Source organism: Brevundimonas sp. UBA7507 (assembly GCF_002478355.1).
GTDB lineage: Bacteria > Pseudomonadota > Alphaproteobacteria > Caulobacterales > Caulobacteraceae > Brevundimonas > Brevundimonas diminuta_D.
The window spans coordinates 100,279-124,596 of record NZ_DLNP01000005.1 but is presented as its reverse complement, the minus strand read 5'-3'; the positions used below and the strand labels follow the sequence as shown (position 1 = coordinate 124,596).

Here is a 24,318-nt window from a genome sequence, read left to right as displayed (position 1 = left end):
GGGGGGGGGGGCCCCCCCCCTCTCCGGCCTGGTGGGGGGGGGGGGGGGGCCCCCCCCCCCCGCCGTGCGCGACCAGATCAAGCGCGAGATGCGCGCCACGGCTCTGGAGGCCCGCCCTGACTTCGAGGAGGCGCGCGCCGCCCGCCGCGAAGCGATCGCCCTGACCCGCTCGGATCAGTTCGACCCCGTGGCGGTCGCCGCCCTGCTGGAACGCTCCCGTGCGTCGGAGATGCGCGGCCGGGCGCGGCTGGAATCGGGCGCGGTGGAGACCTTGAACCGCCTCAATCCGGCTGATCGCGCCGCCCTGGCGCCGATCCTGTCGCGCCACAAGTCCAGGTCGAAGGAGTCGTCGAAGTGCGCGACCTCGACGGGGAAGGCAGCGGCCAAGTCGTCGACGGCGTCTGAACCGGCGGCCTGATCGGCCCTACGCCGCGCGGGCCTGAACCCGCTGGGCCGGAGCGCCGACGGGGGCCACGGCGCCCTCTGGCGCGCGGGTCGGCAGGTCGAACCAGACGGTGGTGCCGCGACCCGGTTCGCTCTCGATCTTCATGGCGCCGCCGTGCAGTTCGATCAGCGACTTGGTCAGGGCCAGGCCCAGACCCGTCCCTTGCGTCGACTTGGAATGCTGACCCTCGACCTGTTCGAACGGCTGGGCCAGCCGCTCCAGATCCTTGGCGGCTATGCCGATGCCGGTGTCCACGACCGAGACGCGCACGGTCGCGGCGTCGCGCGGCGCGACCTTCACCGATACGGCGCCGCCCTCGGGCGTGAACTTCACCGCATTGGAGATCAGGTTCAGCAGCACCTGCTTCAGGCCGCGCTGATCGGCCTCGATATGCAGATCCTCGGGGCAGTCCAGCGTCAGGGCCAGTTGCGCCTCCTGGGCCTTGCCGCGCATCAGCCGCACCGCTTCGGCGCACAGCACGTCCAGCGCCATCGGCTCATAGTGCAGGGTCAGCTTACCCGCCTCGATCTTGGCCATGTCGAGGATGTCGTTGATCAGGCTGAGCAGATGCTGGCCCGAGCCGTGGATGTCGGCGGCGTAACCCTTGTAGCGACGGTCGCCCAGGGGGCCGAACATCTCGGCGGCCATGATCTCAGAGAAGCCGTTGATGGCGTTCAGGGGGGTGCGCAGCTCATGGCTCATATTGGCCAGGAACTCGGACTTGGCCTGATTGGCGGCTTCGGCGCGGGTCATGGCGACCTCATATTTGCGCGCCAGCAGGGCCAGGTTCGCCTGGCTGGCCTCCAGTTCCGCCACCATGGCGCGCAGCTCGTCGGCGGCGCGGCGGCGCTCGGCCTCCTGGCGGCGGATGACGGTGATGTCGGCGCAGATCACCACCGTGCCGCCGTCGCCGGTGAAGCGCTCGGCCATCTGCAGCCAGCGGCCGTCCTTCAGCTCGACCTCGCGCACCCCGGCGCGGCCCCCGGCGGAAGGGTGCTCGGCCTTGATCGCCTCGGCGGCGATGCGGTTCAGTTCATCCTTCTGCGCGCCGGGCCGCACCACGCCCTTGGGGAAGGCGAAGGCGTCCTGGAAACCCTGGTTCCACAGGATCAGCCGCCCGCGCCGGTCGAACAGGACGAAGGCGTCGGACACGCTTTCGATGGCGTCGCGCAGGCGGCTCTCGGCGGCCTGGGCCTGGGCCTTGGTGCGGCGCGCCTCGGTGACGTCCAGCGCCACCCCCATCAGGCTGTCATAGCCGCCGTCGCGTTGCGGCTGGCGCGACTGGCCGCGCGCGTCGATCCAGCGCACGCCGCCGTTGCTCAGCGGCACGGGGAAGGCGGCCTCGAACACGCCGTCGGCCATGGCCTTGTCCAGGGCCTCAATCATCAGCTGGCGATAGCGCGGGTGGACCCGCTCGATCATGGCCTGGGTGGTCAGGACGGTCCCGGTCTCCACCTCCAGCAGGGCGGCCATATAGTCGGACAGGGTCGCCTCGCCCTTGGCCAGATCCCATTCCCACACGCCGCAGCGGGCGGCCTCGACGGCGACGCGGAAGCGCCGTTCGGTGTCGGCCCAACGTCGGCTGGCTCGCATCTGACGCCAGTTCTGCACTGCGATCACCACCAGCATCAGCACCACCAGCAGCAGGGGCGCCGCCAGCATCCAGGCGTCGTCCAGCCAGGCGGCGAAGGCGTCGGGCCGGGGCAGGCTCGCCACGACCGACAGGCCGGTGTCGCCGATCGGGGCCACGGCGGCGGTCCGGGGGCGGCCGTCCGGCCCCTTGGCCGCCTGATCCGGCGTCGCCGGCGCCTGACCCGACGGCAGGACGCTGAGACCGGCCTGCGCCAACGTCGGCTTCAGGTTCGGCAGGGGCGTGCGGGCGACCAGGATATGACCGCCCGGCGTCGTCCGGCGCGTGGTCAGGCCGTCCTCTCCGATCGACAGTCCCGCAGCCGCGTCCGGACCCAGGCGGGCGCCGCGCGCCGCCAGGGCGCGGCCGCTTGCGTCGGCGATCAGGAAGGCGGCCTCGGGGTCTTCCAGCCGGGCGCTGTCCAGCGCCTGCACCGGCTGGCCGGGCGTCTGGGTCAGAACGCGGGCGGCGGCGTCCAGGGCGCGATCGGTCTGGCTGGCGCGGGCCTCGACCTGGGCGGCGGCGAGCCGAGCCTCAAGCGTCAGGGTCTCCTGGCGGGCGGCCTCGACTTCACGGCTGGGACGGCTGTGCTCGCGGGCGAACAGCATGACATAGGCCGCCAGCGCCAGCGCCACGGCGAGCGCAAGGATGCGGACCCAGGGCGCAGAGCGCGCGGCCTGATGGTCCGTGGCCCGACGGCCCGGCCCGTAACTGCGGCGCTCGGTGCCCCGCAAGGGCGACCCTCCTGTGACGATTCAGCCGGGAATCTAGGCTGCGTCGCGGAATCCGTCGAGGGGTGGGATTAGGGTCGTTAAGCCTCGGCTTCGGCGCCGTCGCCGGGCTGGATGGACGCAGGCGGCGGGGCGGCGATCTCGGTCATGCGGCGCAGGATGGCCTGGGCCTTGCGGGCCAGGCGCTGGGTCTCGGGCGGGGCGTCGTCCGGGGCCTCGGCGACCGAGGCCATCAACTCGCGCGCCAGGTCCATCAGCTCCGGCGCGCCCGCGATCAGGCGAGCCTGGAACTCGACGCGCTGCGGGTCGCGGTCGTATTCGGCGCCGGGCACGCGCCACCCGCCCCAGTCGGCCTTGTCTGTGACGACGACGGGATAGCTGCCGGGGAAGGGATGATGGGCGCAGTCGGCCGGATCCTGCCACTTGTTGCGCGCGCGCAGGATGCGCCAGTCGCCCAGGGCGCCGGCGGCGGGATTGTCCGAGGGAACCTGAAGCTCGGCCGCTGCGAATTCCCGGCCCAGCCCCACGTCGTAGGTGATCCGGACCGGCTCGTCGAAGCCCTTGGCCCAGACAGGATTGACCTTCTCGACCTGGGCCCAGACGCCGACGCTCTCGACCCAGACCTTCTGGCCTTTCTGGAACTGGGCGCGCGCCATTCCGAACTTCCCTCGCTGAAAGAAGGGAATGATGCGGCCCCGGCCGTTATCGTCGGGTTCCGCGACGTGGTTAGCGGCGGTTAATTCTAGGGGCGGGAAATCTCTTCCAGCGCCTCGCCGGCGTAGCGTTCCTTGACCCGCGTCGAGAGGTCTCCCAGCGAGACGACGCCGACCAGACGGCCGTCCTTGTCCACGACGGGCAGGCGGCGAATCTGGCGCGAGGACATCAGATCCAGCGCGACCTTCAGGTCGTCGTCGGCCCGCACCACCAGGGCGTCGCGCGACAGGACGTCCAGCACCCTCGCCTCAGGCCCGGCGCCCGAGGCGACGGCGCGCACCACGATGTCGCGGTCGGTCAGGGCGCCGATCAGGCGGTCGCCGTCGGCCACGGGGATGAAGCCGAAATCGCCCGCCGCCATGCGCCCGGCGACGTTCTGAAGGGTGTCTTCGGGGCGGGCGACCTGCACGTCCTTGCTCATCACGTCGCGAATTTTCATGGCCATCTCCCTTGGCGCGGCCGTTGCGGCCTGGCCTTAAGGAACCCGCGCCGCCGGTCGCGGTTCCGGCGGCGCGGGGACGCTCAGGGTTCCCGACGTTCCGGCAGGCTCTGGGCGGCGCGGACCAACTGAACGAACTCGGCCCGCTCGCCGTAGGGGTCGGCGCCGCGCGCGCTCTGGGCCAGATCCAGCACCCGATCCCAACCGTAGTCTGGCGCCATCCAGGGATCGCCGCGCAGCTTCTGACCGAAGGCGGCGACGGCCAGGGCCCAGCGCGTGGCCTCGGGCGGAGCGTCGGCGCGCGAACGGTCGGTCAGCGGCTGCTGGATCAGCTCAGAACGCTGCTGGCCGGGCTGTTTGTAGCGCACCTGGATGAAGCCCAGTTCGCCGTTCGGATCGCCGCCGCCAGTCGCGATGCGGTTGTCGGCATAGCGGCGCTCGGGAATCTGCGTCGGCCCGCCGACCGGCGTGATCTCATACAAGGCCGTGACGGAAGCGCCCGAGCCGACTTCGCCCGCGTCGACGGCGTCGTTGCTGAAGTCCTCTTCGTTCAGCAGGCGGGTTTCATAGCCGATCAGTCGCCATTCGGCGACGCGCGCCGGATTGAACTCGACCTGGATCTTCACGTCGTCGGCGATGGGAAAGGCGCCCCGGTCGAACATCGGCCCGAACAGGCGGCGCGCTTCTTTCAGGTCGTCGACATAGGCGGCCGTTCCGTTGCCCGCCTGGGCGATCGCCTGCATCCGGGCGTCCTGATAATTGCCGCGTCCGAAGCCGTAGACGGACAGGTAAATCCCCGTCTTGCGCTTGTCGGCGACGTAGTCTTCCAGCCGCTTGTCGTCGGTGACGCCGACGTTGAAGTCGCCGTCGGTGAACATCAGGATGCGGTTGACCTTGTTCCGGCCGAAGCTGGCCTGGGCCTGGTCATAGGCGTTGGTCATGCCGGTGGCCCCGGCCGTGCCGCCCGAAGCCCGCAAGGAGGCGACCGCGCAGCGCAGCTTCAGCTTCTGCGTCCCGGCGGTGGGGGCCAGCGTCGTGCCGGCGCCCTCGGCGTAATAGGCCACGGCGACGCGATCCTGGGGCCGCAGGCGGTCGATGATCAGGTTCATCGACTGCTTGGCCAGGTCCAGCTTGTCGGGGCTGTTCATCGAACCGGAGACATCGACCAGGAAGGTCAGGTTCAGGGGGCGGCGCTGATCCTCGGGCAGCTCATAGCCCTGCAGGCCCACATGGACGATCTGGCGGCCCGGCGCCCAGGGCGAGGCGGCGACGGCGGTGGTGACCGCGAAGGGACGCGCCGCCGAGGTCGGGCGGGCGTAGCCGTAGTCGAAGTAGTTGATCATCTCCTCGACCCGCACGGCGTCGCGTGGCGGAGCCCTGCCGTTGTCGATGAAGCGACGGACGTTGGCGTAGGCGGCCGTATCCACGTCGATGGAGAAGGTCGAGACCGGCTGGTCCGCCGTGCGCTTGACCGCATTGGGCGTGGCGTCGGGATAGCGTTCGGTGTCGACGGGACGCGGCGGGCGGGGAGCGCCGGGGGGATAGGGGCCGATGCGCGACCCGCTGACGACCACATCGTTCGCTGTGGCGGGCGGGCCTGCGTATGCGAGCCGGTCTTCCTTCTTTGCCGCTTCGATCGGCAGGGTGACGGGCGGCGGAGGAGCCGCAAGCGGCGCGGGATGGGGCGGCCGTGATCGCAGGACGGGCGGCCGCACATGGGACGGCGGCGACAGGTCGAAGCCGAGTTCGCGACAGGCGGCCGGGCTGGGCGTTCCGTCCTGAACCACGGGCGACGGAACGGGCGCGGCGCCGACCGGGGCGGCGGTCATGAGGGCGGCGACGGCGACCAGCGTCAGGCTCGCCGGGCGACGCTGAAATCCGGCGGCGCGGCGCCGTGGATGCTGGGGCATTGTTCGGTCTCCTCCAACCCTGTCGCGACCATGAAGAATGACGATGTTCGGCGGAACTAAGGCGAAGGTTCTTTGTGAAGTCGCGCCACTGTCGCCCTGTGGCGCAGAGGTTGTGGTGATGAAGCCCTCGCTATTGAGGTCTTTCGCCCCCACTATGAAGGCTCAAGCACAAGGGTGAGCGATGGCCGAGGCTGCGACGGGACTGGAACTGGGCCATGTGGCGGCCCTGCTGGCGGCGGGCGTGGTGGCCGTGCCGATCTTCCGCAAGCTGGGGTTGGGCTCGGTGCTCGGCTATCTGGCGGCGGGGGTCGCCATCGGTCCTTTCGGGCTGGCCCTGTTCCGTGAGCCGCAGACCATCCTGCACGTCGCCGAGTTCGGCGTGGTCATCTTCCTGTTCATCATCGGCCTGGAGATGCGGCCCAAGCGGCTGTGGGGGATGCGCAGGGAGATCTTCGGCCTGGGGTCGGCCCAGGTCGGGCTGGCGGGCCTGGCCCTGACGCTGATCGCCATGGCGGCGGGCGTTTCGGCGCCGGTGGCCTTTGTCGGGGCCATGGGCTTCGTCATGTCCTCGACCGCCGTCATCGTGCAGATGCTGGAAGAGCGCGGCGACCTGCCGACGCCCAGCGGACAGCGCGCGGTGTCCATCCTGTTGTTCGAGGATCTGGCCATCGTGCCCCTGCTGGCCATCGTCGCCCTGCTGGGCGCGTCGATGGGGCATTCGGCCGAGAGCACGACGCCGCTGTGGCAGTCGATCGGCCTGGCGCTGGCGGCCCTGGCGGGCGTGCTGGCGGTGGGGATCTACGCCATCAATCCAGTGTTCCGCTTCCTGGCCCGCAACGGCGGGCGCGAGGTGATGACGGCCGCCGCCCTGCTGGTGGTGGCGGGCACGGCCTGGATCATGGACGGGGTCGGCCTGTCGATGGCCATGGGCGCCTTCCTGGCCGGGGTGCTGCTGTCCGACTCGACCTTCCGGCATCAGCTGGAAGCGGACGTCGAGCCGTTCCGCGCCATTCTGCTGGGCTTGTTCTTCCTGTCGGTCGGCATGGCGCTGGACATCGGCGTGGTCGTCAACGACTGGCGCATCGTCGTGGCGGGGCTGGCGACCTTCATGGTGGTCAAGGCCCTGGTCATCTATGTCGTCGCCCGCCTGTTCAAGGCGCGTCACCATGAGGCGATCGAGCGCGCGGCCCTGTTCGCGCAAGGGGGCGAGTTCGCCTTCGTCCTATACAGCGCCGCCGCGACGGCGGGGGTGATCGACGCCCAGGCGGGCGCGGCCCTGACGGCCATCGTCATCCTGTCGATGGCGCTGACGCCGCTGACGACCCTGGCGTTGAAGCGCTTCCTGCCCAAGGAGGCGGGCCTGTCGCCGGAAGAGGCCGAGGGCGTGGACGCCGCCGACGGCCTGCGCGGCCAGGTGCTGATCATCGGCTTCGGCCGCTTCGCCCAGGTGGTGTCGCAGCCGCTGCTGGCGCGCGACGTGGACGTGTCGATCATCGAGAACGACGTGGAGATGATCCAGGCGGCCGGGAACTTCGGCTTCAAGGTCTACTATGGCGACGGCACGCGTCTCGACACGCTTCGGGCCTCGGGCGCAGGCAAGGCCGAGGCGGTGCTGGTCTGCGTCGACAAACCGGAGGCCGCCGACAAGATCGTGCAACTGGTCAAGTCCGAGTTCCCCGGCGTGAAGCTGATGGTGCGGGCCTTCGACCGCGGCCATTCGCTGCGCCTGATCCAGGCGGGGGTCGATTATCAGGTGCGCGAGACGTTTGAGTCCGCCCTCCGGTTCGGCCAGGCCGTGCTGGAGGAACTGGGTCTGCCGGAAGACGAGATCGCCGACGTCATCGCCGACGTGCGCCGTCGCGACGAGGCGCGCCTGGACCTGGACCTGACCGGCGGGCTGAAGGCCGGAGCCGCCCTGATGCGCGGCAATATGCCGACGCCGCAGCCGACGCCCTACATCAAGCCGCACCGCGAGGGCCGCCTGGTCAATGAAGACGAGGCCCCGCCCGAGGCTGTCATCGAGCCAACTGCACAGAAGGCGGACTGATCGGGCATGGCGAGCATCGACCTGGCCAAGCGGGCCTATGACCACGGCTGGCGCCTGGACCCCATCGTCCGCAGCCTGCTGGACACCGACTTCTACAAGCTGCTGATGCTGCAGCTGATCTGGCGCCGGTTCCGCGACGCGCCCGTGACCTTCTCGGTCATCAACCGCACGAATTCGGTGCGACTGGCCGAGGAAGTGGACGAGGCCGAACTGCGCGCCCAGCTGGACCACGCCCGCTCTCTGCGCTTCACCAACCGGGAGCTGATCTGGCTGGGCGGCAACACCTTCTACGGCGTGAAGTCGATCTTCAGCCCGGACTTCCTGGCCTGGTTGGCTGACTATCGCCTGCCGGACTACGACCTGTCGCGTAGCGCCGACGGCCAGTTCAGGCTCGAGTTTTCGGGAAGTTGGGCGGACGTCACTCTGTGGGAAATTCCCGCCCTGTCGATCCTGAACGAGCTGCGCAGCCGCCGCGCCCTGCGGCGCATGGGCCGCTTCGAACTGGACATTCTCTATTCGCGCGCCAAGACCAAGCTGTGGAGCAAGATCGAGCGACTGCGACAGCTGGAGCCGCTGGCCCTGTCCGACTTCGGCACGCGCCGCCGCCACGGCTTCCTGTGGCAGGGCTGGTGCGTCGAGGCGCTGAAGGAAGGGCTGGGAAGCGCCTTCATCGGCACCTCCAACGTGCTGCTGGCCATGAACAACGACCTTGAGGCCATCGGCACCAACGGCCACGAACTGCCCATGGTGCTGGCCGCGATGGCGGGCGAGGACGAGGCGGCCCTGCGCGCCGCCCCCTATCGGGTGCTGGAGGAATGGCGGGCGGCCTATGACGGCAATCTGCTGATCGCCCTGCCGGACGCCTTCGGCACGCAAGCCTTCCTCGACGACGCGCCCGACTGGCTGGCCGACTGGAAGGGTTTCCGTCCCGATTCCGCACCGCCGATCGAGGGCGGCGAGATCATCATGAAGTGGTGGGCGTCCAAGGGCCGCGACCCGCGCGAGCGTCTGCTGGTCCTGGCCGACGGGCTGGACGTGGACGGCATCGAGGCGGCCCACGCCCACTTCAAGGGCCGGGTACGCACCAGCTTCGGCTGGGGCACCAATCTGACCAACGACTTCCGCGACTGCGCGCCGGTCGAGGCGCCGGAACTGTTACCCCTGTCGCTGGTCTGCAAGGTGACCAAGGCGGCGGGCCGTCCGGCGGTGAAACTGTCGGACAACGTCGAAAAGGCCACCGGCGACCGGGCCGAGATCGAACGCTATCTGCGCGTGTTCGGCGAGGCGGGACGCGGGCGTCAGGCCGTGCGCGTCTGAGACGGAACCGCTAAGCTTGGTTGGACATTTGGCTATCAGCGGCGCCGGGCGCCGCCCATAATTTCAGCGGGACACGCTTCCATGACCACCTACAACGTCGGCTACATCATCGGCAGCCTGGCCAAGGGCTCGATCAACCGCAAGCTGGCCAAGGCTCTGGTCAAGCTGGCGCCGGACAAGCTGAACATGAGCGAGATCAGCTTCGCCGACCTGCCGCTCTATTCCTACGACTACGACGCCGACTATCCGGCCGTGGCCCAGGATTTCAAGGCGGCGATCAAGCGTTCTGACGCCATCCTGATCGTCACGCCGGAGTATAATCGCTCCGTTCCTGGCGGCTTGAAGAACGCCCTGGACTGGGCCAGCCGCCCCTACGGGACCAACGTCTTCAAGAACAAGCCGACGGCGGTGATCGGCGCCTCGCCCGGCGCCATCGGCACGGCGGTGGGGCAACAAACCCTGCGCCCCATCCTCGGCTTTCTTCAGGCCCCGCAGATGAATGCGGTCGAGGCCTATATCCAGTTCAAACCGGACCTGATCGACGACGACGGAAACGTCAGCGTCCCCGGCACCGAACAGTTCCTGCGCGACTATATGGAAGCCTTCCACCAGCACATGGCGCGGGTGCTGACCGTCCTGCCGCGCGACGCCTGAGGCGGCGTCAGGCGTCCAGCGCCCAGACCCGCGTGCGCTTGACCTCCTGGTCCTCCAGTTCGCGCGTCGTCGGCACGCGGTATTCGGCCAACAGGCTGAGGCCCTCTTTCGGGAAGTAGGTGCGGCCCGGATCGCCGACCAGCACGCTAGACCCGGCCGCGCGCGCCTGCTTCAGCCAGGTCAGCATCGCCGCAGCCATTGGTCCTTCATAGAAGACGTCCCCGGCGCAGATCAGGTCGAAGGCCGCAGGCGGCGCCTCCAGCAGGTTGTCGGCGGTGAAGGCGATCTCGACGCCGTTGGCCTCAGCGTTCGCCGCCACTGCCGCTGCGCAGAAGGGATCTATGTCGGCGGCCAGCACCGAGGCCGCGCCCGCCTTCATCGCCGCGATGCCGACGAGGCCCGAGCCCGTCGCCAGGTCCAGCACGCGACGTCGCTCAACCGCCTGCGGATGGTCCAGCAGCCAGCGCGCCAGCGCCTGTCCGCCCGCCCAGGCGAAGGCCCAGAACGGCGGCGGCAGGCCCATCTCGCCCAGTTCCTCCTCGGTCAGCCGCCAGATGGGCGTGACCTCATCGGCCAGCCACAGCGAAACCTCCGGCGTGTGCGAGACGGGCTGAAGACGGGTGTTGTCGCGGATGAAACGGGCGGGGTCGGCGATCCGTCTAGTCGAGTTCACGGGCGCCCTCGATCACGGCCTGATAGACCAGCGACCGATCCGGGCCGCGCGTCATGTGCAGCAGCACCCAGGTCGAACCCTTGCGCGCCACGATCACCCGCAGCTGATCGTTGAACACGCCGTCGGCGAATCCGGCGGGCGCCACGGCGTCGCTGAGCAGGATCAGCGCCCCCATGCCCGAGCCGCAACGGGCGATGCCGGTGCAGGAAAAGACGGTCTCATAGCCTCCCTCGCGCAACGCTTCCTCATAGTGGCGCGCCATGTCGATCGGCGCGACGGCGGGGCGGATGGCGTAGTCCAGGTGGCTGATCTGGCCCTGCAGGCGCAGGGCGTTTTCCGGGGCGGCGCCTTCGGCCACCGCGCCGGTCGGCAGGGTGATCTCGGCCACCGACAACTGGCGCCAGGCGCGGATGCGCGCGCCGTCCATGCGCGGCAGGTCGTCATGGTCGCGCGCGCCCCGGACATCCTGCTCGACGGCGGGCGGGGCAGGCGAGGCGGCCGGGGCGGCAAGGGGCGCGGCGGCCGTCAGGACGGCCAGGACGAAGGCGGGAAGGCTACGCATGACGACAAGCTAGGGGTCGCCGAAGGCGCTGGCAACAAAGTCAGGACAGGCTGATAAAAAGTCAGGTTGACATGACATGAAGGCAATGTAAGGTTGACCTTACGCAAAGTCAGGAGCGCCTGCCATGTTGATCCTCTCCAAACAACAGACCCCCGCGGGGCGTCGCTACGTTCTGCGGACCTTCGCCTTCATGGTCCCTTATGTGGCGATCTGCGTGGCGATGATGACGACCGACGCCTTCGATGGGGTGATGGGGCGGCCTGCGGGGTGGGTGCTGGCGGCGGCCGTGGCCGCTCCGGTCGTCGGCCAGATCTGGGCGACGCTGTCGCTCATGCGAGAAAGCGATGAGTTCGTGCGCATGGTCACGGCCAAACAGTTCATCATCGCCTCCGGCCTGGCGATGGCGGCGGCGACCTTCTGGGGTTTCGGCGAGACGTTCGCCGGGGCGCCGCATCTGCCGGCCTGGCTGATCTATCCGTTGTTCTGGGCGGCCTTCGGCCTGGTTTCGCCCTTCATTCGGTCGTCGCACTGATGAAGAACCGGCTGAAATTGCTGCGCGTCGAGCGCAACTGGACCCAGGAGCAGCTGGGGCAGGCGCTGGGGGTGTCGCGCCAGGCGGTCAACGCCCTGGAGACCGAGAAGCACGATCCCTCGCTCGACCTGGCCTATCGCATCGCCGCCCTGTTCGAGCGGCCGGTCGAGGACATCTTCGAGAACCCGCACGCCTGACGCGTAAAGTCAGGAAAACCTTACTCGCCTGTTTCGCTTCATCGTCCTCATCCTCGGGCCTGATCCGAGGGGCGAACCCTGCTGCGCGCTGAACCGCGGGCAGGTCCAACACACCAAGGAAACGCCATGACCAAGATCTCCGCCCCCGCCAAGATACTGCGCGCCTTCATCCTGGCCGCCGCCGTCGGCTTCAGCGCCGCCAGCATCGTCTCCCCAGCCCAGGCCGAACCGGCCCGCGCCGAGGCGTCCGCCTTCGTCTCCGATCGGCTGTCGGTCGAGGTGATGGGGCAGGGGCCGGACGTGATCCTGATCCCCGGCTTCGCCTCATCGCGCGAGGTGTGGCGGCCGCTGGCCCGGCGTCTGTCGGCGACGCATCGCGTCCATCTGGTGCAACTGGCCGGTTTCGCGGGCGAGGCGTGGACGCACGGCGACGGCGCCTTCGTCCAGCCGGTCGTCGATGAACTGACGTGCTATGCGGCGACGCTGAACCGACCCGCCGTCATCGGCCATTCGATGGGCGGGCTCAGCGGCCTTCTGTTGGCGCAGCAGCGTCCTGAGGCGGTCAGTCGCGTGATGAGCGTCGACAGCCTGCCCTTCTTCAGCGCCATGTTCGGCCCGCAGGTGACGCCGCAGACGGCGCGGCCCTTCGCCGATCAGGCCGCCGCCTCCATCCTGAGCGCGGACGAAGCGGCCTTTCGCGTCCAGCAGGAACGCACCGCTGTCGGTATGATGCGCGACGAGGCTGGGCGCGCCGCCATGGTCGACTGGTCGATGGCCTCGAACCGTCAGGCGATGGCCTCGGCGATCCGCGAGGTGATGACGACCGACGCGCGCCCCGGTCTGGCGGCCATGACCACGCCGGTCTGGGCGGTCTACGCCTCGGACGCGGACGGCGGCGCGCCCGCCGCCATGGCCGACGCCCTGTGGAGCCGCGAATACGCCGCCCTGCCGGGCGTGACGCTGAAACGCGTCGACGACGCCCGGCATTTCATCATGGTCGATCAGCCTGACCGGCTGGACGCCCTGGTCGACGTCTTCCTGAAGCGCGAAGACTGATCGCGGATCAGGCGGCGGGCGCCTTCAGCCGCAGGTCGTCGGTGACGTCGCCCGCCTTGGTCGGGGCGCCCGCGAACTCGCCCGCATACTCCGGCGACAGGGCGCTCTGGAAAGTCGACAGCGGCAGGGTCAGGTAATAGGCGCCCTCGACATAGGGGCCGACCGCATAGGCGTCGAGCAGGAAGGTCAGGCCGCCCGCCTTACCCGGAACCGAGCCGGGCGCCAGGGTCACGGCGACGTCCTTCAGCTTGGGGCAGGCCCACATCTCGCCGCTGGTCGAGACGGGCGTGGCGCCGGGACGCTTGGTCTTGGCGGTGTTCACCGCCTGGCACAGGGCGCGCTCCAGGCCGGTCTTGTCGGCCTTGTCGGCGAACAGGTCAGCGGCGGCGATGCGGCGGCCTTCGGTCTTGTCCCACAGCAGGCCGGTGGCGACTGTATTCGGGTGGGCGCCGCCCGAATAGTCGAAGTCGGTCCGCATCAGGCTGAACAGGCGGCCGGTCTCGATCGGGGCGCCGTAGACGATGGTCTTCTCATAGGGCGGCATCCCTTCGGGCGATCCGGCCTCCGTGCGGTCGGCCTGGGCGCCCTCGGCGTATTCCTTCAGCTTGGCCACCTCGTCGCGATACAGCGGGGTGTAGAGCGCCGGATAGGACAGCACGTTTTCCGGCAGGCTCAGGCTGACCTTGGCGTAGGGCGTGGCGCTGTCGTACTTCAGCGGCCCCTCGACGGCGTGGGCGGAGGCGGCCGGCGCGGCGGGCGTCTCCTTCTTCTCATTGCGCTGGCACGCGGCGAGCGAGGCCGCGACGGCGGCGGTGACGAGAAGGACGCGAAGGGGGCGCGAAGGGATCATGCCGGGCTCCTTTGGAACGGTTCGATCAGAAAGCTAGGCCGTTGAACGCGATGGCGGCCAGAAGGATCAACCCCGCAGCGCGATTTGATTTGAAAAGACGCAGGGAAAGTTTCGGATCGTCCGGCTGCAACCGCCGCACCTGCCAGACGAAATGCAGGGCGTAGAGCGCCAGACCGACATAGAAGACCGGCCCCAGACCGGCGACGTAGCCCGCGGCGCCCGCCAGGGCTACGGCCAGGATGTAAAAGACGGCCACGCCTTCCCTGACCTTGCCGCCCAGCGCCCGCGCCGAGGACTTCACCCCGGCCATGACGTCGTCCTCGATGTCCTGAAGCGCGTAGATGGTGTCGTAGCCCAGCGTCCAGAAGACGCCGCCCGCGTAGAGCAGGCCCGCGGACAGGGCGAGGTTCCCCATGCGGTTCAGGCCCTCGGCCATCCAGTAGCTGTCCCCGCTGGCCTTCACGCTTAGGACATAGAGCCAACCGAGCGCGAACAGCCCCCCCGTCGCCGCAGCGAAGCCCAACAGGGCGCCCCAGTTGAAGGTCAGGCCCAGCCACGCCTGCGGCCACCAGGTGATGCGCTTCATGAAGGGATAGGCCGCCACCAGCCCCAGCGACAGGGCGCCCAGCAGCACCGACGTCAGGTTCATCGTCAGCAGGATGCACAGGCTGATGAGGCTGAGGCCGCCGACGAAGGCCCAGGCCTGTTTGACGCTGATCTGACCCGCCGGAATGGGGCGCAGGGCGGTGCGGGCCACCTGGGCGTCGAAGTCGCGGTCGACGATGTCGTTCACCGCACAGCCCGCCCCGCGCATCAGGGCCGCGCCGACGGCGAAGCCGACGACCAGCCACAGCTCATAGCCGCCGAACGGCCGGTCATACTGGTTCAGCGCCAGCATGATCCCCTGCCAGCCGGGCAGCAGCAGCAGCCACGTCCCGATCGGCCGGTCGAAGCGGCCCAGCTTCAGCCAGGGCTTCAGCCGCTCGGGCGCATGGCGGTCGACCCAGTTCTGGCCGGCGGCGTCGGGAAGCGGGGCTGTGTTCATGCGGACCGTCTTAGACCTTGATGACGCTGCGGGTGAAGAGGGGGCTTCGAACCGCGTCTCCAAACGATTGCATCGGCTCGCCGCGCCGTCTTTACTTGCGATCAGACAGAAGCGAGCCGCCGATGACCGAAGCGCCGATCAAGGGCCCAGCGTCCTATTTCCCCTCCATCGAGAAGAAGTACGGCCGCCCCGTCGCCGAGTGGATGGCGGAGATTCGCGCCGGCTACCCGGCCAAGCACATGGACCTGGTCGCCATGTTGAAGAACGAGCACGACATGGGACACGGCCACGCCAACGCCCTTGTGGCGCACACCCTGGCGGAAGACGGACTGAAATAGCGCTCTGACCGCCCTCTGGCGGAAAGGCGAAGTCGCAGATTTATGAAGTTTGCGGCCCAGGCTGGACAGTGACCGCCGTATCCGCCACTGGGCGCGAATGGCTCGCAGCTCCATCCCCCGCAGCGTCTGGATTCTGGGCCTCGTCAGCCTGTTGATGGATGTCTCGTCAGAGATGATCCAGACGCTTCTGCCCATCTATCTGGTGGTGGGGCTGGGCGCTTCGGCGGTGATGATCGGTCTGGTCGAAGGCTTCTCCGTCGTCGTGGCGACGGCGGTGAAGTTCCTGTCGGGCTTCTGGTCGGATCGTATTTCGCGGCCCAAGTGGCTGGCGGTCGCGGGCTATGGGCTGGCGGCCCTGTCCAAGCCGATCTTCCCTCTGGCGGCCTCGGTCGAGGGGGTGTTGCTGGCCAAGGGCGTGGACCGGATCGGCAAGGGCGTCCGCACCGCTCCGCGCGACGCCCTGGTGGCGGCGGTGACGCCGCCGGACATTCGGGGACGCGCCTTCGGCCTGAGAAAATCGCTGGATACGGTCGGCGGTTTCGTCGGCCCCCTGCTGGCGATCGGGCTGATGGTGGTGCTGGCGAACGACATCAAGGCGGTGTTCTGGCTGGCCTCCATCCCCGCCTTCCTGGCCGTGGCCCTGCTGGTCGGCGGCGTGTCCGACCCGCCGCGTCCCGACGAGGGCGCCAGGAAGCCGCCGAGCCTGAAGGGGGCGCTGCGTCTGGACGCCGCCACCTGGACCATGATCACCCTGACGGCGGTGATCGGCCTGGCGCGGTTCAGCGAGTCCTTCCTGCTGATGAAGGGGCTGGACGTCGGCGTTCCCGCCGCCTTCGCGCCGGCGGCCATCGTCCTGCTGCACCTGGTGTTCGGCCTGGCCGCCTTCCCGGTGGGGGCGCTGTCGGACCGCATCGGCCGCACCTCCCTGCTGCTGCTCAGCCTGATCTTCCTGGCCGCCGCCGACGTGGCGCTGGCGCTGGCGAGCGATCAGGTCGTCTTCTACCTGGGCGTGGCGCTGTGGGGGCTGCACATGGGCTTTTCGCAAGGCCTGCTGATGACCCTGATCGCCGATGCGGCGCCCGCCCATCTGCGCGGCTCGGCGTTCGGCCTGTTCGCGCTGATCTCGGGCCTGATCGCCTTGGCGGGCAATGTGGCGGCGGGCCTGCTGTGGGACGGCTTCGGCCCGCAGGCGACTTTTGCGGTCGGGGCGGTGCTGAGCCTTGTCTGCGTCCTGGGCGTCGCCGGCTGGATGCGGCTTCAGATGGCAGGCAGCCGCTAGGTGCGACGGCGGGCTTGCGCGTCGGGATCGTCCCGTTAGGCTCGACCGCCAGGAACAGCCGCCGGTCGGACAGGACGGATGACGACACGCACCAAGCCCCCATTTCCCTGGTTGCTGGCCCTGACCTGGCTGGTGCTGCTGGGCGCGGCTGTCGGGGGCTTCCTGACCGGCGAGTTCAGCGTCACCTTCGTCGGCGCCGGGACGTTTCTACTGACCCTGATTCCGTTCTGGCTGGCGCCGAGCATCGGGCTGAACCTGCCGATCGGCTTCGTCACCGCCATCGCCGTCTTCCTGTGCGCCACCCTGTTCCTGGGCGAGATGGGCGACTTCTACGAGCGTTACTGGTGGTGGGACGTGGTGTTGCACGGCGGTTCGGCCGTGGCCTTCGGCCTGGTCGGCGCCCTGTTGATGCTGATGTTGGTGCAGGGCCGCCAGTTGAAAGCCGCGCCCCTGACGGTGGCCTTCTTCGCCTTCTGCTTCGCCGTGACCATCGGCGCCCTGTGGGAGATCTGGGAGTTCATGTTGGACCAGGTGTTCGGCCTCAACACCCAGAAGTCCGGCCTGGTCGACACCATGTGGGATCTGATCGTGGATTCCATCGGCGCCCTGATCGGGGCGGGCGCCGGTTGGGCCTATCTGAAAGGGCGCCAGGGCGGGCCGCTGGTGCGGGCCATGCGCGCCTTCATCGACAAGAACCGGCGGCTGTTCGGCGGCTGAAGAGGCCTATTCCGCCAGCCGCTCTTTCGCCTCATCGGCGGAGAAGACCACCGACGGGTCCGGCTCGCGGCACTCGAGGCCGGGGCGGTTCAGGCGGCGCAGGACATGGCGCAGGATGTTCAGCCGCGCCGTCTTTTTCTGATCCGTCGCCACCACGGTCCAGGGCGCATAGTCCAGATGCGTGCGCTTCAGCATCTCGTCGCGGGCGGCGGAATAGGCGCTCCAGCGGGCCTGGGCCTCGGCGTCCAGGGACGAGACCTTGAACCGTTTCAGCGGATGGTCGACGCGCTCCTCCAGGCGGCGGGCCTGTTCGCCGCGGCTGATGTCCAGCCACAGCTTGATCAGGATGACGCCCGACTGGGTCAGCATCCGCTCGAAGTGCGGGGCGTCGTGCAGGAAGCGCTCATGCTGCTCGGGCGTGCAGAAGCCCATGACCGCCTCGACCCCGGCCCGATTGTACCAGGAGCGGTTGAAGATCACGATCTCGCCCGCCGCCGGCAGATGGGCGGCGTAGCGCTGGAAATACCATTGCGTCGTTTCGCGCTCGGTCGGCTTGGGCAGGGCGACGACGCGCGTCTGGCGCGGGGCCATGTATTCGGTCATGCGCTTGATCGCCCCGTCCTTGCCGGCGGCGTCTCGCCCCTCGAAGACGATGACGACCTTCAGCCCCTGTTCGATGGCCCAGGCCTGGGTCTCGACCATCTGGATCTGCAGGGCTTCCAGGATGTCGGCGTAGTCGTCCTTGGCCATGGGCGTGTCCTTGTGTCGCGATCGACTAACCTTGCGGCGAATTCACTGGCGTCGCCAGCCTCGCCGTTCAGGGTGCAACGCAAAAGGAGCCGAAAATGATCAATCGTCGTCATGTCCTGGCCGTCGGCGCTGCGGCCGCAGTCGCGCCATCGGCGGCGCGCGCCCAAGGCGAAGGAGCGTTCGACGCCGCCCTGACGACAGCCTTCGACGGGGTCAGGCCGATCGCCCTGGCGGGCGGGGTCGTGACGGCTCAAGGTCTGGCCTGGTCCGGCGTGCGCGGCGTGCGGCGCGCGGGAGGGGACGATCCGGCGACGACGGACGACCGCTGGCACCTGGGCTCCAACACCAAGGCGATGACGGCGGCGCTGTTCGCCCGCCTGGTCGAGCAGGGACGGGCGCGCTGGGCCATGCCGCTGGCTGAAGCCTTTCCCGACCTGACGATCGACGCGGGCTGGGACGGCGCGACGCTGGACGACTTCATGACCCACACGGCGGGGCTGAAGGACGAGGCGGTCATGGGCATGGCCTGGTTGATGACCGCCCGCGCTGACCCTCAATCCCTGCCCGCACAGCGCCGCGCCATCGTCGAGAAGGCGCTGGCCGCCCCGCCGTCTGGCGAGCGCGGGGCGTTCGTCTATGGCAACGCCAACTATGTTCTGGTCGGAGCGGCGATCGAGGCCGTCACCGGCGGCTCATGGGAAGAGGCCATGCAGGCCGAGGTGTTCGGCCCCCTGGGCCTGACCTCGGCGGGGTTCGGCGCGCCGGCTGGAAGCGACAACGCCTGGGGGCACCGCCGCATGGGCGAGACGGCCGTGCCGATGGACCCGGTCGATCCGGGTTCGGACAATCCTCTGGCGCTCGGCCCGGCGGGCACGGTTCACATGACGGCGACCGACTACGCCCGCTTTCTGCAGGTCTTCCTGACCGAAGGCGGCGGCTGGCTGAAGCCGGAGACGGTGCGGCGTCTCGTCACGCCGGGCGAGGGGCGCAACTACGCGCATGGCTGGATCGTCCTGCTGCCCCAGCCGTGGGCCAAGGGCCCTGTAATCGCGCATGAGGGCTCGAACACCTTGTGGCGCGCCATCGCCCTGGTCGATCCGGCGGGCGGCCGGGCCGTCTTCGGCCTGTCCAACGACGGCGGGCGCGGCGGCCCGGCCTGTCAGGCCATGGCTATGGAAATGCTGCGTATCTGAGCCCGACATAGTCGCTTGTGCGCTTCAGGAGCGGCGTTTCTTCGGTGTTTGCACGGGGCGGAACGTCGTCTGTTCGGCCATGTGCAGTCGTCGGATCCCATCACTGCGCGTCGGTGCGTGGTCGGCTGGACGCCAAGAAGCGCAAGCTGCGCGCGTCGCGGCGAAATTAACTGTAAAGCCTGTCGGCTCGGTTTCGCTTTACAGTTGACCGCTGTGGATAGTCGGGTGACAACATCGCCGCAGTCCGGATTTCACGTGGGGTCCAAACCCGCGTCTTGCTCCTTCGCCTGAACGAGCTTGTCCAGATGGGCTGACGGGCGATCCTGCTAGGACGTCCGCCTGGAAAAGCGCGTTTACGGAGACGCAATATGGCGACCGGCACGGTCAAGTGGTTCAACCCCACGAAGGGCTTCGGCTTCATTCAACCCGACACGGGCGGCGCGGACGTTTTCGTCCACATCACCGCCGTGCAAAAGGCGGGCCTGGTGGGTCTCGATGACAACGCCAAGGTCGAGTACGAGCTGGAAACCCAGCGCGGCAAGACCTCGGCCGTGGATCTCAAGCTCCTCTAAGGCCTTACGGACCTTCTGGTTCGTGAAAAAGAAGAAGACGCGGAGGGCGACCTCCGCGTCTTTTTTATTGAGCCTCGCTGTTCTGCTCGGCGGTTAATCGGTGAAATAGCCCGAGGCGTCTACGAAGGCTTGGACAGCTGCCGGGTCCGAGTAATCCAGTTCGAGCATGGTCTTCAGCGCCGCCGCCTTGTCCGGCGCGCGATCATGATAGCCGCGCGTGATCGCATAGCCGACGTAGTAGCCGAGATCGCGGACGCCGAAGACATTGTCGGCGCTGTTGTAGAGCCAGCCGCTGAAGTCCTCGCCCGCCATATCCTGGCGGAAGGCGGCCTTGATCGCCGCGTCATGCGCCGGGCCATAGGTCACATAGGCCAGGTCGGGCATCCGGCCCGTCACCTGTTCGGCGACGAAGTCGGCCACGCCCTCATAGACGGCCTGGGCCAGCAGGTTGGGGCGCTCGCCTTCTTGCTGGGTGTGGACCACCTCATGCACCGCCAGCAGGTCCAGGTTCTCCAGCGGCTTGCTGGCGAAGTAGGAGGCGAAGAAGCGCTGAAGTCCGGCCGGCATCTCGGAGGTGTCGACGCTCTCGTCGCCGGTGGCCATTTCGACGCCAAGCAGAACCTTGTCGGCCTGCGTCGTTCCGGCGGAGCGCAAGGCGCCGACCTCGAAATAGATCCCGGCCGGGCGCAACTCGGGATAGAGGGCGCGGAACCGTTCCAGATGCCCCTCGAGCCGCGTCAGGGCGCCGGCGGCCAGCGCCGTGCGAGGCCGCACCGAGTCCCAATAGGCCGGATAGGCGCGGATGGCCTGAAGATAGGTGTCCGCCGTATAGCCCTTGGCCTCCATGAAGGCGGTCAGGCCTGGCGTTCCGGCGTCGATATAGAGCCTTTGGAACGCCGCCTTCTGGGCCTCCGGCGACGTTTCCGCGCGGACGGCGTCGTAGGCCGTCCAGAAACGGGCGACGTCGCTGTCTTCCAACTGGATCGGCGATGATCCTGATTGGGCCGTTGCGCCGGTCGCCATCAGGCTGAGGCCCAAGGTGATCGTCAAAGCCAGTCGGCGCATAGATTTTCCTGCTCTCAAGGGGTCGGAAAAGGAGAACCGACACGACTTCTGTGTCAAATGAAACGCCGGTAATGTTAAGCGCGGACGACGCGGCAGGGATCGACCTCGCCTGCGGTTGGTTGTCTTCCCACAAGGGAGAAATACCATGCTCAAGGACAAGAACTCTTCGGCCATCGTTGCGGTGAAGGATCTGGAGCGCGCCAGGGCCTTCTATTCCGACGTGCTGGGTCTGAACCTGGCGGACACCGGCATGGACGGGGTGCTGGGCTATCGCACCGGGAACACCTGGCTGACGGTCTACCGCTCGGACTTCGCCGGGACCAACCAGGCCAACGCCGTGATGTGGGACGTGGGGGTTGAGGTGGACGACATCGTCGCCAGCCTGAAAGCCAAGGGCGTCGTCTTTGAACGCTATGACGGCATGGCGCATGACGGCGATGTCCATGTCGCCGGGCCGCTGCGTCTGGCCTGGTTCAAGGATCCGGACGGCAACATCCTGCACCTGGTCGGCGGCGCGGGCGGGGCCTAGCCCTCCAGAGAGACGACCGGCTGGCTGACGGCGGCGCCCTTGCCGCGCGCCTTCAGCCAGGCGCGGATGCGGTTCTGGATCGGCTGGTCGATCAGATAGTGCAGGCCGAAGGCGAAGACGAAGGCCGCCAGCACGCCCAGAACCCAAAGGCCCCAGCGCCAGGCCTCGCCCAGCGCCAGCTTGTCGGCGAAGGCCTCGGCCAGGCCGAACCAGGCGATGCGCACCACCTCGTTCGAGATGAACATGGAGAAGGAGACCATGGCCGCCGCCTCGACCAGCTTCGACGGCCGCTTGGTCGGCACGGCGCCCGCCGCCAGGATGATGATGGAGATGAAGACCAGCGACAGAAGGGCGTTCTTGTCGAAATACTGGGCCACAGCCAGGCCGACGGCGGCCAGCACCCCGGCCCAGCCGGCGACGCGGGCGTTGATCCACACGCCTTGCGCGAACCAGGCCAGCCCCATGCCCAGGATGAACAGGGGCAGGGCCCGCCAGATGCCCAGGTTCAGCGGCATTTGATAGACGGGATATTTCAGGATCGCCCAGCTCAGCTCATTGGCGGCCAGATAGCCGACGACGACCAGGATCAGCGCCGTCCACGGCCCGATCCGGCTGAGACCCCGCAGCACGAAGGGGAAGGCGACGTAGCAGCCCAGCAGGGCCGAGATCGACCAGGTCGGGGCGTTCCAGCCCAGGCCTCCGTGCACGCCGAACGACTGCACCAGGGCCGCCTGGGCGGGAAGCTGATCCCAGGCGAACCACTCGGGATGGCTGGGCGGCATGCCCGCGGCGGTCGCCGCCAGCACCAGCGCCACCAGCAGGCCCAGCACCATCAGGTGCGCCGGATACACCCTCAAGGCCCGCTTGATGAAGAAGTCGGTCTTGGACATCCGGCCCGAGCCGACCGCGCGGCCATAGACCCGCATCAGCACGTATCCGCTGTCGATCAGGAAGAAGTTGGTCAGCAGGAAGCCGCCCCGCTCGAACACGGGATGCAGCCCCTCGGCCAGGGGGACGGGCGCCGACATCTGGAAGTGATGCAGGATGATCAGGGCGGCCACGATGAAACGCAGCGCGTCCAGCCAGCCGCCGCGCATGATCGGCGGCGGCTCATTCCGGGACGAAAACACGTTCTGCAGCATCACGACCCCCTTGTTCGAATGCTGTTACGCAAGAACGGGGCCGTGGCCCTCCTTCTCACGGGGAGAAGGAGGGCAGGATCTTTTATCCTCGCACCAGCCGGAGGAATTCCTCGCGCGTGCGCGGGTCTTCGCGGACGGCGCCCAGCAGGCAGCTGGTGGTCAGGCTGGCGCCCGGAACGTCCACGCCGCGCATGGTCATGCAGCTGTGTTCCGCCTCGATGACCACGCCGACGCCGTGGGGGCGCAGTACGTCCTGGATGGCGTTGGCGATCTCGGACGTCATCTTCTCCTGGATCTGCAGGCGGCGGGCGTAGCCGCGCACGACGCGGGCCAGCTTGGAGATGCCGACGACGCGGTCGGTCGGCAGATAGGCGACGTGCGCCTTGCCCACCACCGGCAGCATGTGATGCTCGCAGAAGCTGACGAAGCGGATGTCCTTCAGGACGACCAGTTCGTCGTAGCCGCCGACCTCCTCGAAGGTCTTCTCCAGATAGTCGCGCGGTTCGACTTCATAGCCCTGGAACAGCTCGCGATAGGACTTGGCCACGCGCTTGGGCGTCTCGATCAGGCCTTCGCGTGCAGGATTGTCGCCGGCCCAGCGGATCAGGGTGCGGACGGCGGCTTCGGCTTCTTCCTGGGAAACGGCGGGGGAGGAGGGGGTCTGGTCGCTCATGACAGGCTGCATACCTCCCCTGCACAGGTTTTGGAAACGGCGCCGCTGTTTAAAACGGCTTCTGCCCCGATCAGGGCAGGCGGACCAGTTCGACGCGGCGATTGCGGGCGCGGCCCTCGTCGCTGGCGTTGTCGGCTACAGGCTTGTCGGCGCCGAAGCCCTTGGCCTCTAGCCGCTTGGCGTCGATCCCCTGCTGCGTCAGGACGGCGACCACGGCGCGGGCGCGTTCTTCGGACAGCGAACGGTTGCGGGCGGGCGCGCCGGTGTTGTCGGTGTGGCCCTCGACGGACAGGCGCAGGCCCGCCTCGTCCTTCAGCATCTGGGCCATGGCGTCGATCTGGGGGCGCGAGGCGTCCAGGATGTCGGCCTTGTCCAGCGCGAACTCGACCGGCACCGCGACGCGGCCGTCGGCGGCGATCTTGCGCGCCAGTTCGCCGGCCGGCAGCAGGCCGGCAGTCGGCGCCAGGGCCTTGGCCTCGACCACCGCCATCGAGCCTTGCGCGCTGCCGACATACAGGTGAACCCAGACCGTGCGGTCCGCCTGGCGGATCACCCAGGTCTGCGACGGACCGTTATAGATGTCGCCGATGCCGTTCAGGGACGCCATCTGCACCGCCTCGGGCAGGGCGTGGGCGGCGTCGCTGGGAATCTGGCCGTCAAAGATGCGAACGGCGCCCGCCTCTTTCAGCGCGTGCTCCATGTTTCGCAGCAGCTCCAGCCGCGAGAAGCTCTTGCCGGTGTCGTTGGTGATCTGGGTCTGATGAACGCGGCCTTCGATCATTTCGAACCGGGCGCCGGTCCAGAAGGGGAAGTCGGCGAAGTCGTGCGCCTCGCTGTTCTGCGGCTTGTAGCCCTCGGGCAGGCGCAGATAGGGGAAGTCGCCCAGGCTGGCGGTCGACAGGGCCACGCTGTTCACGTCGAAGGGACCGGCGGCGGCGGCCGAGGCGCCCTCGGCCGGAGCCGTCGCCGTTTCAGTCTGTTCCGGCGCCTTGTTGTCGCACGCGGCGACCAGCAAGGCCGAGGTCGCGATCGTCAGGACGGAGGCGAGACGCAGGAACGGTTTCATGAGGCATCCTTCAGGCGTTGATCGGGGGGAGGGTGAAAACGTTCGTCTAGTCGCCGCTGTTGTCAATCGAATGAGCCGGCATCGACCGCAACATCGGTCTCATTGCATCGTCCTAACGTCGCGTTAACCATCCTGTCGGCATTTTCTGCCCACTGTCCCGTGCGTGTGTTCGGGGCGCTTCGGGGATCGGCG

At 68.4% G+C, this 24,318-nt stretch carries 26 protein-coding genes; 13 read left to right on the top strand and 13 right to left on the bottom strand.

Translation table 11 applies throughout. The features are described from left to right. The first annotated feature begins 64 nt into the window (after positions 1–64). On the top strand, positions 65–418 hold the full coding sequence (locus B3D50_RS03760) for a periplasmic heavy metal sensor (RefSeq protein ID WP_286949482.1): 354 nt from the start codon (positions 65–67) through the stop codon (positions 416–418). A 6-nt stretch (positions 419–424) separates the two neighbouring features. Here B3D50_RS03760 and B3D50_RS03755 read toward each other — a convergent pair whose 3' ends face one another. The 4 genes from B3D50_RS03755 to B3D50_RS03740 all read right to left on the bottom strand — a co-directional run bounded on the left by B3D50_RS03755 (position 425) and on the right by B3D50_RS03740 (position 5,869). After that, on the bottom strand, positions 425–2,809 hold the full coding sequence (locus B3D50_RS03755) for an ATP-binding protein (RefSeq protein WP_286949481.1): 2,385 nt from the start codon (positions 2,807–2,809) through the stop codon (positions 425–427). 77 nt (positions 2,810–2,886) lie between these two features. After that, a complete protein-coding gene (locus tag B3D50_RS03750; protein ID WP_286949480.1) occupies positions 2,887–3,462 on the bottom strand; it encodes a hypothetical protein in 576 nt (191 codons plus the stop codon). 86 nt (positions 3,463–3,548) lie between these two features. After that, entirely contained in the window at positions 3,549–3,959 is a 411-nt protein-coding gene (locus B3D50_RS03745) for a CBS domain-containing protein (RefSeq protein ID WP_046651853.1), read from the bottom strand. 83 nt (positions 3,960–4,042) lie between these two features. Further along, complete coding sequence (locus tag B3D50_RS03740) at positions 4,043–5,869, bottom strand: vWA domain-containing protein (protein ID WP_286949478.1); 1,827 nt, start codon at positions 5,867–5,869, stop codon at positions 4,043–4,045. A 181-nt stretch (positions 5,870–6,050) separates the two neighbouring features. Between B3D50_RS03740 and B3D50_RS03735 the strand changes: the two genes are divergently transcribed. From B3D50_RS03735 to B3D50_RS03725, 3 genes are all read left to right on the top strand, one after another. After that, on the top strand, positions 6,051–7,916 hold the full coding sequence (locus tag B3D50_RS03735) for a monovalent cation:proton antiporter-2 (CPA2) family protein (RefSeq protein ID WP_286949477.1): 1,866 nt from the start codon (positions 6,051–6,053) through the stop codon (positions 7,914–7,916). Between the two features lie 6 nt (positions 7,917–7,922). Beyond that, a complete protein-coding gene (locus B3D50_RS03730; protein ID WP_286949476.1) occupies positions 7,923–9,233 on the top strand; it encodes a nicotinate phosphoribosyltransferase in 1,311 nt (436 codons plus the stop codon). An 81-nt stretch (positions 9,234–9,314) separates the two neighbouring features. Continuing rightward, positions 9,315–9,887 carry an NADPH-dependent FMN reductase gene (locus B3D50_RS03725; protein WP_003163623.1) on the top strand — a complete coding sequence of 191 codons (573 nt, stop codon included), beginning with the start codon at positions 9,315–9,317 and terminating at the stop codon, positions 9,885–9,887. A 7-nt stretch (positions 9,888–9,894) separates the two neighbouring features. On the opposite strand, the gene B3D50_RS03720 is transcribed toward B3D50_RS03725, so the two are convergent. Beyond that, positions 9,895–10,560, bottom strand: coding sequence for a class I SAM-dependent methyltransferase (locus B3D50_RS03720; RefSeq protein ID WP_286949475.1), 666 nt, complete (start codon positions 10,558–10,560; stop codon positions 9,895–9,897). Next, on the bottom strand, positions 10,547–11,122 hold the full coding sequence (locus tag B3D50_RS03715) for a hypothetical protein (RefSeq protein ID WP_286949474.1): 576 nt from the start codon (positions 11,120–11,122) through the stop codon (positions 10,547–10,549). Before B3D50_RS03715 ends, B3D50_RS03720 begins: the two co-directional genes overlap by 14 nt. A gap of 124 nt (positions 11,123–11,246) precedes the next feature. Between B3D50_RS03715 and B3D50_RS03710 the strand changes: the two genes are divergently transcribed. From B3D50_RS03710 to B3D50_RS03700, 3 genes are all read left to right on the top strand, one after another. Further along, positions 11,247–11,654, top strand: a complete 408-nt coding sequence (locus tag B3D50_RS03710; protein WP_286949473.1) for a hypothetical protein — start codon at positions 11,247–11,249, stop codon at positions 11,652–11,654. Then, positions 11,654–11,851 (top strand): helix-turn-helix transcriptional regulator, encoded by a 198-nt coding sequence (locus tag B3D50_RS03705; protein WP_003163619.1) that lies wholly within the window; start codon positions 11,654–11,656, stop codon positions 11,849–11,851. The genes B3D50_RS03710 and B3D50_RS03705 overlap by 1 nt, the downstream gene beginning before the upstream one ends. 126 nt (positions 11,852–11,977) lie before the next feature. Then, positions 11,978–12,907, top strand: a complete 930-nt coding sequence (locus B3D50_RS03700) for an alpha/beta fold hydrolase (protein WP_286949472.1) — start codon at positions 11,978–11,980, stop codon at positions 12,905–12,907. A gap of 7 nt (positions 12,908–12,914) precedes the next feature. On the opposite strand, the gene B3D50_RS03695 is transcribed toward B3D50_RS03700, so the two are convergent. Both B3D50_RS03695 and B3D50_RS03690 read right to left on the bottom strand, forming a co-directional pair. Then, on the bottom strand, positions 12,915–13,757 hold the full coding sequence (locus B3D50_RS03695) for a DUF3298 domain-containing protein (RefSeq protein ID WP_286949471.1): 843 nt from the start codon (positions 13,755–13,757) through the stop codon (positions 12,915–12,917). Positions 13,758–13,782: 25 nt separating this feature from the next. Then, positions 13,783–14,802, bottom strand: coding sequence for a UbiA family prenyltransferase (locus B3D50_RS03690; RefSeq protein WP_286949470.1), 1,020 nt, complete (start codon positions 14,800–14,802; stop codon positions 13,783–13,785). A gap of 122 nt (positions 14,803–14,924) precedes the next feature. Between B3D50_RS03690 and B3D50_RS03685 the strand changes: the two genes are divergently transcribed. From B3D50_RS03685 to B3D50_RS03675, 3 genes are all read left to right on the top strand, one after another. Then, positions 14,925–15,140 carry a DUF4287 domain-containing protein gene (locus B3D50_RS03685; protein WP_286949469.1) on the top strand — a complete coding sequence of 72 codons (216 nt, stop codon included), beginning with the start codon at positions 14,925–14,927 and terminating at the stop codon, positions 15,138–15,140. Positions 15,141–15,237: 97 nt separating this feature from the next. Further along, entirely contained in the window at positions 15,238–16,419 is a 1,182-nt protein-coding gene (locus B3D50_RS03680) for an MFS transporter (protein ID WP_286949468.1), read from the top strand. 78 nt (positions 16,420–16,497) lie between these two features. Then, complete coding sequence (locus B3D50_RS03675; protein WP_286949467.1) at positions 16,498–17,136, top strand: hypothetical protein; 639 nt, start codon at positions 16,498–16,500, stop codon at positions 17,134–17,136. Between the two features lie 6 nt (positions 17,137–17,142). On the opposite strand, the gene ppk2 is transcribed toward B3D50_RS03675, so the two are convergent. After that, positions 17,143–17,886 (bottom strand): polyphosphate kinase 2, encoded by a 744-nt coding sequence (gene ppk2, locus B3D50_RS03670; protein WP_286949466.1) that lies wholly within the window; start codon positions 17,884–17,886, stop codon positions 17,143–17,145. Positions 17,887–17,981: 95 nt separating this feature from the next. Here ppk2 and B3D50_RS03665 point away from each other — a divergent pair, with 95 nt between their 5' ends. Together B3D50_RS03665 and B3D50_RS03660 are read left to right on the top strand one after the other, a co-directional pair. Continuing rightward, on the top strand, positions 17,982–19,079 hold the full coding sequence (locus B3D50_RS03665) for a serine hydrolase domain-containing protein (protein ID WP_286949465.1): 1,098 nt from the start codon (positions 17,982–17,984) through the stop codon (positions 19,077–19,079). Between the two features lie 368 nt (positions 19,080–19,447). Continuing rightward, positions 19,448–19,651 carry a cold-shock protein gene (locus B3D50_RS03660; protein ID WP_003163611.1) on the top strand — a complete coding sequence of 68 codons (204 nt, stop codon included), beginning with the start codon at positions 19,448–19,450 and terminating at the stop codon, positions 19,649–19,651. 93 nt (positions 19,652–19,744) lie between these two features. On the opposite strand, the gene B3D50_RS03655 is transcribed toward B3D50_RS03660, so the two are convergent. Beyond that, the gene (locus B3D50_RS03655) at positions 19,745–20,716 is read right to left on the bottom strand and encodes a hypothetical protein (protein WP_286949464.1); all 972 of its coding nucleotides are present in this window, start codon (positions 20,714–20,716) and stop codon (positions 19,745–19,747) included. Positions 20,717–20,861: 145 nt separating this feature from the next. Here B3D50_RS03655 and B3D50_RS03650 point away from each other — a divergent pair, with 145 nt between their 5' ends. Then, complete coding sequence (locus tag B3D50_RS03650; RefSeq protein ID WP_286949463.1) at positions 20,862–21,245, top strand: VOC family protein; 384 nt, start codon at positions 20,862–20,864, stop codon at positions 21,243–21,245. On the opposite strand, the gene B3D50_RS03645 is transcribed toward B3D50_RS03650, so the two are convergent. The 3 genes from B3D50_RS03645 to B3D50_RS03635 all read right to left on the bottom strand — a co-directional run bounded on the left by B3D50_RS03645 (position 21,242) and on the right by B3D50_RS03635 (position 24,126). Further along, a complete protein-coding gene (locus B3D50_RS03645; protein ID WP_286949462.1) occupies positions 21,242–22,387 on the bottom strand; it encodes an acyltransferase family protein in 1,146 nt (381 codons plus the stop codon). The genes B3D50_RS03650 and B3D50_RS03645 overlap by 4 nt on opposite strands. An 82-nt stretch (positions 22,388–22,469) precedes the next feature. Further along, positions 22,470–23,060: a GTP cyclohydrolase I FolE gene (gene folE / locus B3D50_RS03640; protein WP_269300075.1), complete on the bottom strand. Its 591-nt coding sequence runs from the start codon at positions 23,058–23,060 to the stop codon at positions 22,470–22,472. A 70-nt stretch (positions 23,061–23,130) separates the two neighbouring features. Then, positions 23,131–24,126: an OmpA family protein gene (locus tag B3D50_RS03635; RefSeq protein WP_286949461.1), complete on the bottom strand. Its 996-nt coding sequence runs from the start codon at positions 24,124–24,126 to the stop codon at positions 23,131–23,133. Positions 24,127–24,318: the final 192 nt, after the last annotated feature.